This window comes from Pseudoalteromonas sp. NFXS53 (assembly GCF_056629255.1).
In genome coordinates, this window is sequence record NZ_JBWVBR010000018.1 from 25,653 (window position 1) to 38,190 (window position 12,538).

Sequence of the window (12,538 nt, forward strand, 5' to 3'; positions counted from 1 at the left end):
TTACCTTAATTGGTTTTGATAAACTTCTAACTGGCTATGTACTGCGTTCATCAGTGGCAGCTTAATACTTTTCTGCTCAGCGAAATTGCATAGTTCTGAAATTAAATTAAGTTCAATTTCATGATTGTTTTGAATATCTTTCAGCATTGATGCCGAAAGCGGAGAGTTTTTCTGCTTACATGCATCTCTCGTTATCTTGTTTGATCTGGGCCTTATTTCATAACCATGTGCCTTTGCAACTGTTTGGCATTCATCAATTATTGCACTTGCTGTTTGTGCCCCATACTGTGTTTCCACAACATCTCCAACTGTGCCCCTAAGCAAAGTCGTCACACCAGCCAATGCATTAATGAATACAAACTTCTCCCATAACTCTTGCTGAATAGCCTTACTCACTCTTAAGTTAAAATTAGCCAATTTTAACTGCTCAATAAGCGCATTAACTCGCTCATCTTCACTGTAAGCTGAAGGTATCCCAATCGTCATTTCATGGATCGAATTATAATGTCGAATATGCCCATTTGATTCACGAGCAGCACTGACATTGCAGTACCCATGCAATAGCCGAGCTTTGGGGTAAGCATCTTGAATTTGTTGATAATGACCAAAACCATTTAACATTGGCAGTATGTAAGTTTTATCATTTACTGCTGCCTCGCAGTCTTTTAAACACTGTGCTAAGTCATAAGTTTTACAAGTCAACAAAATCAAATCATAGGGTTGTTTAAGTGATGCTTTTGTAATGGCGTCAACTGAGACAAATACGTCGCCTCTTGCACTAAACAACTTTAAACCTTCACTCTGAAGGCGCTGTTGTGTTTTTTCTCGGGTTAGAAAAGTCACCTTGGTGCCAGCTTCAATAAGCCGAGCACCAAAGTAACCACCAATCCCACCACAACCTACGATGAGAACATTCATTGCCAGCCCTTGTTATGCTGCAGATTGCTGCATTTGATAAGCTTGTAACAACTTGAAGACTTCTATGCCTTCGATGGTCATTCCCTCATAGTTACAACTAGAAATTTTAAGATTGTGTAGGTTGCTTCTAGTCAACGTCGCATTTTGCAGGTTAATTGAGATCATATTTGCATTTGTAAATGACACACTGTCTAACTCGGCATTTTCTAACTTCACTTTTTCTAGCTTTGACTCTGTTAAGTTAACCTGGTTAAGTGAAGAACCGGTCGCATCAACTTCTTCAAATGTACTTTCCGTCATGTCTACATTTAGTAGGTCAAAAATGTGCTCGCAGTTGTGTAGTTTAATTGTGTTCATAATTTTTCCTTATATTCTCTGTTGATATTTAAAATTTAAACTGTTGTTAATATTAATTTTTCTTGATATTTATCTTGAAGTTCACGCCACTTGCTATGGAATGACTCAGTATTAGTTGAATCAAAAACAAATAAGCTTAAGAAATCCGTACAATGTGCTGAAGCCGCTTTAAATGACCCAGGTTGAATAAATGCTTGTTTTAACTTGATACACCCATCTGTGACTGACTCTAATGGCAAGCAAGATTGCACAAAGCCTGACATATTTGAACGAATGCCAATTAATCCAGATATATCACGCTTTTCATGGTTGATAGCCGGCAAAATCTCTGAGCAGCCAGCTTCAATCGCTAATACAGCTTCACTATAATTGACGCCATATTGTGATTCGATCATCCAGACAATACCGCCGCCGCCAGGCCTTAGACCTACTTCACAGAAAGTTAGCTCACCATTTGGAGATACAAAACACTCTAAATGAGTCACACCATTCTTAATATTGAATGCTTTATTTACCTCATCAGAAAACGCGACAAGTTTACTTTTTAATGATTCATCTTCTTCAATCACACTGATAAATGGCGTACCTGCAGAGAAATCAATATTACTCATTCCCGGTAGATAAGCTGCCGGAGCGGTTAATTTGGTTTCGCCGTCAATAATGAGTGCGTTTACATGGTAAAGCTGTCCTTCAATAAACTCTTCAGCTTCAAATTGGCTTAAATTGGTTTGGTTTTTTTCTAACCATGTTGCTAATTCTTGCTGACTTGATACAAACTCAACTTCTTTACTGCCAAAACCATCTTTTGGCTTGATTACCAGCTTATTGAATTCCTGGAGCATCTCTTTAACAAGCGACTCTTCACTACAACATGCAAACTGCGGGTACTTTACAGGAGAACCCTGAAGACACTGCTTCATCGCTACTTTATCTCTGAAGAGCTGACCTTGAGCACTTTGCAAACCTTCGATATTAAGTAGTTCTCTTAAATTTGCAGCCAGCCCGACGTTTGATTCATCTAATGTTGCTATCGCTTCAAACTGATGCGCTTGATGTAGCATTTGGGCAGTTTCAAGCACTTTAGCTTCATCTGACCAACGAACCACTTCTACCGTAAATTTGTCTGTCAGCTTTGCAAAAATCTTCGCATTGCCTCTATCTGCTAAAATAACGCCTTCGCAAGGCAAGTTTTCGAAAATGCTAGAACCATCTAACTTCAAAAAACTTTCGTATTCGCCACGCGCCAAAATTAATAATTTTTTACTCATGCTCATTTCCTTTTTATGCTGTTTGCGCTTTTAGTTCTGCTTCTTTTTGAGCTTGTTCACGCATTTTTAAAGCTTTTTCTCTTACATACAGTGGGTACTTGTCACTGAATACTATTGCTGCAGTCAGCACAAAATAAGTTGTGATTAAGGTTGCCCATGGGAAGTACATTTCAAACATCATGACTAGGCCATTTATTGCAAAACATGATGCCCAAAAAGCTGAAACCACTTTGTTCGTTTTTAAGAATATTGGATGACCCCAAAACTCTTGTGGCGTCACTAATTTTGAATGTGTGATAGTGAATGGCTTATTTACTAACACCGATGTAATTGCCGTAAATGCAAAGACGCCATAACAAATTTGCGCACCATATTGCATAGCCCAATATGACCAACCGACAATACTGTTAATAAACAATGACAAAAATAGTATGGATGATACCCATGACAATGGATTGCCAGCCTTTAAGTAATTTCTACCGAAATAGGTATGTAGTACGAAAAATGCAATCCAAGACGCTGTGATCAAATCAGCAGTACCAAACCTCAAAACTAAACTGAATAGGATCCATGGCCCTACACCAAGAAGTATTTTACGCAGCATGCTCAACCTCACTCTCACTCTCACTCATGAAAGAAACTATGCCTTTGTTGTAATCTTTTCCTGCATCATCCGAAATAGAAAAGAACAAGGCCTCATTTGACCTGACTTTAAACTTACATGTGTAAGTGTTGCCCGGTACCATAGGGTTCAAAAACTTGGCATTTGAAATTGAGAACTTAACTCCCTCTTGCGTATATCGCTCAGCGACACAGAGGTTAATAAATTCCATAATTAAAGATGCAGGTACGACTGGAAACCCTGGAAAGTGCTCATCAAATAAAAAGTGCTCACTATCAAGAACAAAACTCACTTGATCATCTTGGTGCGCATCAATATTTTTAAAAATTGAATTAGCTTGTTGGAGATATTTCATTGCCATTCCTTAGACTCTTGCCACTGTTATTTGAGCGTTTATTACTTGCTCAGCAGACACTGCATCATTTACTGAGATAGTCACTCGAGCAGACGGTCCAAAAGCAGCCGCTTCACAAGCAAATTCATATTCTTTTAGCTCAACATCTGCGAGCTCAGTAAATTGGTTAATATTGACAGGTAGCACTCGAACATCACGGCTACTTGCACCTTCAATTACTTTTTTGCCCGCTCTCACAGCGACTTGATGAATGCCTTCCAGTGCCAGGAATAATGGCTTAACTGACATGCCGCCTTGATAATTGTTGAGCTTTAAGAGTCCTGAACCCTTGCCTTCTTCAACAGTGCCTAACTGGCAAATGTTTAAAAATTGACTATCCATATCTAAGCTCGCTTATCTAGAATCTGGCGATGCTTATTACGGCCAGTTAAAGTCGCACTCTGTGGAGTATCGAACTCGACAGTCACAATTCCTGTATTTTTGTCTAAAGCCTCCTTAACTTCTTCATAGCTAAGCAAAGCATCAGCGATCACCACTTCATCTTCTTTAGACAACATGTGGCTCAGCACTCGAATCGTCAGTAAGTCTTGTCCTTGCTGATTAGTATCGAGAAGTGCTTCGATAATAATGTCTGATTCACCAATGGCTGCTGCTGCAATTTGGCGTAACTCGCGAACATCCACTAAGTTTCCGACGAAGTTGAAACTTGTATCAGATCTATCAATACCAGCCATAATCACTTGATCACCGCGTGCTGTCAGCGATACGGCATCTCCGGTATCAAAACGTAAAAATGGCATTGGTAATTCGTCGTTTAAACAAGTAACGAGTAATCGACCTGCATCATTGATTTCTAGGAAATAAGCGTTTTGCCTAACTTTATACTTTTCACCCTGCTCCTCTATTGCCATAAATCCACATTCTGACAAACCATAGAAGCCAATAATGCGTACGCCAGGGAACACCGCTCTAAGCACCTTCGCCTTTGCTTCACCAAGGCGCTCTCCTGTGTATAAGATCCGCTCTATTTTTAGGTCTACACCGCTTGCTTGAACAGCATGTGCAACTTGAATTAGCGTACCTGGCGTGCCCGTTAATACATTGACCTTATGCTTCTTCATAAATACTAACTGCGTATCCGTTTGCTCTGGATTTAGCATGCCTAAAGGCAATACTGAGGCATAACATGCTTCAATAATTCGATTAAAACCATGATGCAAAATAGAATACATACCTACCATAAACAGGTTTGCAGCTATGTCTCCAGGACCCAATACACCAGCCATTCTTAGTTCAGTGATCAATTGAATGTCATCTTCGCTTGGTTTTGAGCCCGGTGTATTCGTTTTTTCAATAACTAACTTGCTTTGCCCTGAAGTACCACTTGAACCACCAATGATTAATGGCACGTCTTTATGATTTGCAAACACCTTCTCGGACAACGCAATGTATTGCTCCTTGCCCATTTCTGGAACTAGGTTTGCAAAAGACTCATAGTCACTAATCTTAGGCGCTTTTTCAGATGGAAAACTTAGTGCCCAAAACTTGTTCACAATTGCCTGAATTCTTTTCCTATCAAACGCACTATGGCGCAATGAAAGTGTATCTCTTTCATTATTCATCTTCTTATCCTGTTGATTTATATTGTTAAATTTTTATAGGCTTCTTTGGCGTAATTCTGATAAATCTAATTTGCCGTTTTCTGTTCTTGGTAACTTCGGCACTAATGAGACTCTGGAGCGCTTACCGCGCAGTGTATGCGTCATCAATGAAGTCAGCTCAGTGTGCAATGCTTCGTTCACATCTGAAGATTCAACAAATGTACAAAGCTCACCCTTTTTATTAGTGACATAACCCACACCTGATACCGCTTCAAAGTTCAGAATTTTGTTAGTGAGCGACGTCAATGGCACTAGCTCACCATTTACTTTGATGGTGTGACTACTGCGAGTAACCCAGTGCCAGCGCCCTTGTTCGTCTTGTTTGAACAAATCTCCACTGTCTGAAAATGCTTCAACACTTTGAACATCTCCACAATCAAGTAGGTACCCAACCATCTTAAAAGGCGTTTTGTAATAAAGGTTACCGACACCTGTATCTACACTTTTATTAACCAACTTAACCTTAATTGATTCATCAACTGGGTAGCCCACTGATACCGTGTTGTTGTGGCATACTTCATTTAAATCTGTGAACTGCTTCAGCTCTAAAGCGAAGATCCTTGGACCAGATTCAGTTTGCCCTAGGTTGTTCCAAAACGCTGTGGCCCATGGCATTACTTCTTGCGCCTGTGACTGCAATAACCTATCTGATGCGTTCAGTAGAATCAGTCTGTTAGGCTCAAAACCTGATAGCCATACTTGACTCAGTTCATAACTCCATTCACCTAAGATAGGTAACACAGTGACATGATTCTTCATGGCATAACTTGCAACTAATGAAGGACTTACAAACTCTCCATATGAGATTTCACTGCCGCTATGTAATGCACATAACGTTGTCGATAGGCCATACATATACTGCATCGGAAACACGCAGTAAGAACTATCTGTTTGCGTTAAACCTAAATAACTAGAAACGACTTTTGCATTGTTCACTAGCCGCGTTTCGCAATGCACCACACGCTTTGCTTTGCCCGTAGATCCTGAAGTACAAAAAACGAATTGCGCTTTACTATCACTCGGCTGAAGCGACTCTGTTGTCGCGACTAAAGTCGGTGAATAGTTTAATTCGAGCGACTTTACCTGTTGCGGAAGGACGGGTGTTTTTCTACCAATAGGTGTAACGATGACCCCTAATTTAGATACATCATATCCATCAAGTAATTTATTAAGACTTCGCGGTGAAACCACAGCGCAAGTCAGGCCTAGATATGAGCCAATGAAATAGGACAACAGTGCTTGCAAAGGACTATAAACACAAAACACATGTAATTTCTGTTTATCTAGCTCGCCAAGAGGACCTGCATTCACTGTGCTCAATAAATTAGAAACAAACTCTGCATTGATAGAATTTTTCCCGTATTTCGCAACCCAAGTTTGCTTTGCTCCTAAGAAATCGATGAAACGCATTCTAGGCTCCTTACAACTAAGCTACAGACGGGTTCTGCAGCACCATTGATGCAGCTAAACCACCCATACCAAAAGAGTTTTTAAGTACGTTAGTAATAGGCTTATATTGAGTTTCTTTTACAACCGGAACCTTAATGGCTGGGTCTTGCTGTTCAAGATTCGCTACTGCTGGAATGAAACCATCACGAAAAGAGGCCATGACACCCAATACTTCCATCGCGCCTGCAGACGCAATTAAATGTCCATGAAGTGATTTCGTCGACGTAACCGGTGGTACATTATCTTCACCGAAAATGCCTTCTAGAACCTGAGTTTCATGGTAATCGTTCAATTTCGTAGATGTCCCATGCGCATTTACAAAGCTATAAGACGCTAACGGTAATGCGGCCTCCTCAATGGCTCTTTCCATGCATAATTGCATCTCTCTACCTTCAGTATGAGGCGCAACCACATGTTGAGCAGCTAGACTTGCACCATAACCTTTCAAGCGACAATATTTTTGTCCTTCTCGAGCTTCAATGGCGCTTTCTTTTTCAAGAATGAAAAGAATTGAGCCTTCAGCCGGCATAAAGCCAGAGCGACGAATATCAAATGGACGACAGCGTGCAGGCCCTTCTAAAAGTGGATCTGTACTTACTGCACCCACAGCTTCAAGCTGGGCTAGATTAAATGGTGTCACCTTTGCTGATACACCACCGACGATCATCGCATCCGCTTTTCCATCTAAGATTGCTTGTCTTGCCATGCCAAGAGCCTGTAAAGAAGCCGAACATAAGCCAACATGACAGCGCGTGTAACCACTAAAAGGAATATGCTTGTGTATGACCTTTAATGCAGATGTAACATCTAAGTCCATCATCTCTGAAATGCGGTAAAACTCCGTTCCTTCAGGGATAAACTCATCACGCTTCTTGCATTTATCAGCACCAATCTTTGCCGTGAATTGTGTTGTTCTTTCTGGATCAACACCTGGTTCATCAATGCCGATGACACAGCCAATTCGGTCTGGGCTGTATTTTTCTAAGGGGTTGAACTGTGCAACTAACTGTTTAACTGCTTTTTCTGCGTAAATTAGCTCGCCAGGTCTGTTTGGTTGGCCTGGTCTTTTCGGCCAACGAATATTTTCATTGCCGTACTCAGGTAAACCTGCCCACTTTGTTTTGAATGTCGAAGTATCAAATTTCTTTACTTCACGGATCCCTGTGATCCCATTTTGTAAATTATGACTAATTTCATCTAATGTTTGACCCAGTGGGGTCATTGCACCATACGCGCTAATGCAAACACTATCCTGCTGATTCATTTTATTCACCTATGGCTATGATATTTTTATGTTTTTTAATTTTTTAATGACAATAAAGCCAATACCAACACTAAACCCTGCACCATTGATTAGAATCGTCGAGCCAACTGGCACACTTTCATCTACTAATGCAGCTGTAAGGTCTAAAATATTGTTTGCCTTGCTGGTGTAACCAAACGATGATTTATAGTTTTTCTGTTCAATGTTTGGGTATACATCTCTTATTGCGGCTAACTCGTTTTCATTATTTGTTTTTACGCCGTTGCAATATGAAACTATTAAATCAATATCAAGACCTTTAGATTTCACTGATTCAAGTAAGTCATACCAATCTCTTGCAGACGGAAATGGCGATGGACTATAACGACTTTCCACTGCTAGCACTTCTGCAAGCGCATCATGTTTTTCTTTACTCAGGTGAAGTGTGCCGGCACCAAACGACGGGTCTATTTCACTTTCTTTTTCGTCTTTGCTTAAAAGACCCAACTTGTCGAATACCAGTAAAGTGTCAAAGTTGCGCATACTACCTGCACCCACAACAACCCCTTGTGACTCCCGACCATGCTTAATATCAGTAAACGCATCTTCTAAAGCCTGCATGCCTGATAGGGACATGCCACGAATTGGATAGCCACCACCTCGCAGAGTTAAACGCTTTGAAGCATGATATAAAGGGTTAGTAGATAGGTATCGCATCATATTGATAGGGTTACTCATTTTACTAAGCTCACCTAAATTCTTTAGTGCACCTTCTACACCACCGTGCTTTTCAATGACTTTATGCAGTCCCGAAAAGTTATATTCAGAAACACCATCAGTGCCTGCATAAAGCGGCGTGTTTTCAGAATCTTTTACTTCTCCATCAGGACTATTAGCTAACAAATCTCCAATAGAGTTTAAAATCATGGTTGATAGATCATTTAAAATAGAGCGATCTTCTCTGGCAATTGCTGCAACCTCTGATTTAGTTAATTTCCGATTCAGAGGCTTATAGATATTCTTTTCTGCGCTTTCAGCTCGAGCCTGTCCGCGGTTTAACACCGCATCCAAGGCTGCTAGCTCATCGAAATACTCAGTTTGAATACCTGCTGCTCTTACATAAACTGCAGACATAACGAGACCTCTTTATAGTGTGCCGATTCGGTGTTGGATAAAGTCCACACTAAATAAGTTGTATAGTGACTCTGGGCTTGGGTTTTCTTCGTTTAAATCTGTAAAACCATTGAATACTTTCTTTAATGCTTCACGACCTGCGTCAGTCCATTGGCCATTTTCATAAAAATCAGGGTTATCCATCATAGTGTTGATTGGCCAAAGCTCATCTGGATCGAATTCTTTACCAGACTCACCTTTCAGTTCGAAAGCAAAGTCAACGTAATCTAGTGAAGACATTGAGTAGTCGCCGAATAGAGAGCGATCAAATTCAATTTCACTTACATCATCTAGATATAAAATATTTGCTGCGATTGTTGCGATTTCTGTTTGGTTCATTTTGTTTACCTTTATTTATTGTGTTAGTTGTTGTATCTAAAATTAGTTTTGGTTAAAGCACAGGTGCGCCGTTGGTTAATGACAACGTAATACCTGTAGATTTGATATTGCCGGTGACAAATGCCATAGCTGCATTTGCAACATCCTCGACCTCTAGAATTTCTCTCAAAGGTAGAGTGCGAATAACTTCTTTTTCTTTTCCGTTTGCAAACTGAGTAAACATAGGCGTGTTTACAAATGCAGGTGCTATATTGATTGTTCGAACCTTGAATCGGGCTACTTCAAGACTCAGTGATGCGGTGAAGCGCTCAAGCGCGATTTTCGCACTGCCATATGCGCCATTACCTGTTTTAGGGCTCTTTGCAGCAACAGAGCTGATATTTATAATGTGACCTTTACGGTTAGCCATCATCAACTCTGCTGCTTTTGCTGAAATAATCGAAGGTGACAAGAAGTTTACGGTATGCACCTTTTCCAAATTCTCTGAAATTTCACCGAATGAAAGCGCGTCATTTGTAATACCAGCGACATTCACTAAAACATCTGGTGAAAAATCTGATTTGAGCATTTTTGTAAATGCTACAACTTCTTGTGTATTTGCTAGATTTAGCTTCGCAAATTGAATGTTTGTTGGCTTATATCTAGCAACTTCTTCTGCTTTATTTTCGTTGCTGTTATAGGTAAACATCACATCATAGCCACCATCGACTAGTTTATTGACTATGGCTTTACCAATTTCTGATGTTCCGCCAATAATTAATGCCTTCATCACTTTTAACCTTTATTTTTTAGTTAGCTTTTTTGATACTGTCAGAGACACTTGAAGTGCCATCTGTTGGATTGATTTTGCATCGTGGATAAGGGTTGCATTTCATTGGCTGCTGCTCTTCCTTTTCACCGTCAATCAATCCATCTAGGCTTAACCACTTCATGATTTCTAATTCGATTGGCGCGCTAACTTTACTGTCATGACTCACTTCATTCTCTGCTAGAGAGGTAAATGATGCTGTAATTAGGCTAGCGGCAATTAAACCCTTTAAAGCTGATGTAAATTTTTTAGAAACCATGTTGTGCACTCCTTTAATACAAATATGTACGTTTTTTTATTTTGTGTAGTGAGGGTGCTTAGTGCTCCCTCGCTGTTGATGAGTGCCATTTTGTCAATCTGACGAAAAAAGTCTTTTGGGAAAGGTTCTATAAAACTTCCAAAAAAAATAAGCATTAAAATCATGGGTATGGGTTTTTCAACTCAGAAATTTAAAAGCTTTTTATAATTGGAAAGAGGTGCGATATCGATTTAACAGTGAATCAAAAAAAGCTGAGTCAGTATTTTCAGTCACTCAGAGACCTAAGAAGCAAAATTTGCATATGTGATTTGACTTCTTAAGCTTGAAATCAAGTGTTTTTCTATTCATTTTCTTGAAATTCATCCTACCTTTGAGAGATAACGGGGGAGCAGAAGCGCAAAAAACTCATTTCGAATTGAATTGCTTGGTTTATTCGAGAGTTGACGAAGAAAAGTTGTGGAATAAAAGTGTCTTTTAAGCCAAATACACTTTATTTGATCGAGATGTAAAGCGAACCTGTACTGGCCAGATCTAAGATTTGGTTAAATGCACGCTGTATCTGTAAGCATATGCAAGGAATCTTTTTATTATTATTTTAATCCGCCTTTTATTTTCGGCTAAAACTTCCCTGGTTAAATATCTAAAAAGGCATAGTAAAGTAAAAGCGTTCTATTAGGTGTTTTACTCTCTAAAGTAAGGGCTTAGAGTAAATCAATGGCGCTCAATACCCACGCCATTTGTACCTTTAAAAGAACACAGTAACTCGATACTATAAATAGATAAAAATAAACTCTAAGGAATAGTTAATGAATATTAGTATCTTATTGAATGCCTCTCACCCCATACCCCTTCACTCTTTTTTTGCCATAGCTGCACTCATTTTTGGGGCTGTTCAACTCACTAGACAAAAAGGTACACGCGCGCACAGAGCATTTGGGTATTTGTGGGTAACATCTATGGTAATTGTCTGCTGCTCTAGTTTCTTTATTAAAACCTTGCAATTTGACTTTTTGTTTGGCTTTAGCCCAATTCACTTGCTAAGTATTTGGACTTTAATTTCTATGTACTTAATGATTTCTCATGCTAGGAAAAAGCAAATACCTCAACATAAAACATGGTCAAGAAATACCTATTTTCTATCTCTCGTCGTCGCTGGCTTTTTTACTTTTTACCCTGGCAGGATCATGTATAGGGTTTTCATGGGAGCCTAGATTAAGTATTACCACCTGTTGCTATGCTTAAACACGTTCTTTGTGATGTACGCTTTTGTAAAACCAGCTCTTTTGATCAAACTGTCTAAACAAACCTGTCTACTAAACCACGCATAGCAACAAGAAAAGAAGGTAAAAAACTGATAAGTAAGGATAAATTTAGGTGATACTCATTTTTATGTTTATCACCTAATGAATCGTATTTAAACAAGATGACGACACGTAATAAAAGTTTTCTACATGTCGAAATAAGGAATTTTAGGAGAGTGTCCTAACAATCGAGCATACTGGGCTAAAGCACCTCTATGGTGAGCTGTATGATCTAACATGATTTCTATAATGTCTTCTGCACAAAAGAAGTCTGGCACTAATGAGTTTTCACCGATCGGCTGTTGTAACTCGACTTCCGATGGAATAGCAAAAGCATCACTTGCATATGCCATTGTCTTAGAGAAAACCGCCTTAATTTCTTCCATGTTAACTTCTTCATCAAACTGCTTCTTGTCGGCATTTTGAGTCCACCTCATATCCGTCACAGCGGTACTGGAACCTAACCATACTTGTCCTGGCCTAAATGAAGTATGAGTGATTTTTGAGGTAGACTCTAACGTTGCTAAATAAGCACTAACAAATAGCTCTATTGCTCCGACCGTATGCATAACCTGATCTTTTACAGAAAGCATATTTTGCTGCGGCCTAAAGCTTGAGTCTTCATCATTGAAAGCACTCAATGTACGAAGAAAAAATTCATTATGCATATGAAATTTAATTCTAAAGACATTATTCTGAAAGGCTTTATGTTCTGGCATCTCAATCCTTAAAATATCTAAATGAATCAAAAACTGGCTATAAAGTGTGGCAATACAGCCAGTTTT

General features: G+C 39.4%; 15 protein-coding genes. 1 reads left to right on the plus strand and 14 read right to left on the minus strand.

Annotation, left to right across the window (positions count from 1 at the left end; all coding sequences use genetic code 11):
* The 13 genes from AC1HJP_RS17055 to AC1HJP_RS17115 are packed head-to-tail and all read right to left on the minus strand — an operon-like array spanning position 1 to position 10,452.
* On the minus strand, positions 1-918 hold the full coding sequence (locus tag AC1HJP_RS17055; protein ID WP_480362803.1) for a ketopantoate reductase family protein: 918 nt from the start codon (positions 916-918) through the stop codon (positions 1-3).
* 12 nt (positions 919-930) lie between these two features.
* A complete protein-coding gene (locus AC1HJP_RS17060; protein WP_421965468.1) occupies positions 931-1,275 on the minus strand; it encodes a pentapeptide repeat-containing protein in 345 nt (114 codons plus the stop codon).
* A 35-nt stretch (positions 1,276-1,310) separates the two neighbouring features.
* Positions 1,311-2,543, minus strand: coding sequence for an ATP-grasp domain-containing protein (locus AC1HJP_RS17065; RefSeq protein WP_480362804.1), 1,233 nt, complete (start codon positions 2,541-2,543; stop codon positions 1,311-1,313).
* A gap of 13 nt (positions 2,544-2,556) precedes the next feature.
* Complete coding sequence (locus AC1HJP_RS17070; protein ID WP_058031450.1) at positions 2,557-3,147, minus strand: hypothetical protein; 591 nt, start codon at positions 3,145-3,147, stop codon at positions 2,557-2,559.
* A complete protein-coding gene (locus AC1HJP_RS17075) occupies positions 3,137-3,520 on the minus strand; it encodes an ApeI family dehydratase (protein WP_480362805.1) in 384 nt (127 codons plus the stop codon). The genes AC1HJP_RS17070 and AC1HJP_RS17075 overlap by 11 nt, the downstream gene beginning before the upstream one ends.
* A 9-nt stretch (positions 3,521-3,529) precedes the next feature.
* Positions 3,530-3,901 carry a hypothetical protein gene (locus tag AC1HJP_RS17080; protein ID WP_421965471.1) on the minus strand — a complete coding sequence of 124 codons (372 nt, stop codon included), beginning with the start codon at positions 3,899-3,901 and terminating at the stop codon, positions 3,530-3,532.
* 2 nt (positions 3,902-3,903) lie between these two features.
* Positions 3,904-5,142, minus strand: a complete 1,239-nt coding sequence (locus AC1HJP_RS17085) for an AMP-binding protein (protein WP_480362806.1) — start codon at positions 5,140-5,142, stop codon at positions 3,904-3,906.
* 33 nt (positions 5,143-5,175) lie between these two features.
* Complete coding sequence (locus tag AC1HJP_RS17090; RefSeq protein WP_480362807.1) at positions 5,176-6,591, minus strand: AMP-binding protein; 1,416 nt, start codon at positions 6,589-6,591, stop codon at positions 5,176-5,178.
* Positions 6,592-6,607: 16 nt separating this feature from the next.
* The gene (locus AC1HJP_RS17095; RefSeq protein ID WP_421965473.1) at positions 6,608-7,894 is read right to left on the minus strand and encodes a beta-ketoacyl-[acyl-carrier-protein] synthase family protein; all 1,287 of its coding nucleotides are present in this window, start codon (positions 7,892-7,894) and stop codon (positions 6,608-6,610) included.
* 15 nt (positions 7,895-7,909) lie between these two features.
* Positions 7,910-9,007 (minus strand): beta-ketoacyl synthase, encoded by a 1,098-nt coding sequence (locus AC1HJP_RS17100; protein WP_480362808.1) that lies wholly within the window; start codon positions 9,005-9,007, stop codon positions 7,910-7,912.
* Between the two features lie 12 nt (positions 9,008-9,019).
* Positions 9,020-9,385 carry an acyl carrier protein gene (locus AC1HJP_RS17105; protein WP_421965474.1) on the minus strand — a complete coding sequence of 122 codons (366 nt, stop codon included), beginning with the start codon at positions 9,383-9,385 and terminating at the stop codon, positions 9,020-9,022.
* Positions 9,386-9,437: 52 nt separating this feature from the next.
* Entirely contained in the window at positions 9,438-10,154 is a 717-nt protein-coding gene (locus AC1HJP_RS17110) for an SDR family NAD(P)-dependent oxidoreductase (protein ID WP_480362809.1), read from the minus strand.
* Positions 10,155-10,173: 19 nt separating this feature from the next.
* Entirely contained in the window at positions 10,174-10,452 is a 279-nt protein-coding gene (locus AC1HJP_RS17115) for a hypothetical protein (protein ID WP_480362810.1), read from the minus strand.
* A gap of 806 nt (positions 10,453-11,258) precedes the next feature.
* Here AC1HJP_RS17115 and AC1HJP_RS17120 point away from each other — a divergent pair.
* Positions 11,259-11,663 (plus strand): DUF2306 domain-containing protein, encoded by a 405-nt coding sequence (locus AC1HJP_RS17120; protein ID WP_480362811.1) that lies wholly within the window; start codon positions 11,259-11,261, stop codon positions 11,661-11,663.
* Between the two features lie 236 nt (positions 11,664-11,899).
* On the opposite strand, the gene AC1HJP_RS17125 is transcribed toward AC1HJP_RS17120, so the two are convergent.
* Positions 11,900-12,421, minus strand: a complete 522-nt coding sequence (locus AC1HJP_RS17125; RefSeq protein WP_480362812.1) for a DinB family protein — start codon at positions 12,419-12,421, stop codon at positions 11,900-11,902.
* Between the last annotated feature and the right edge of the window lie 117 nt (positions 12,422-12,538).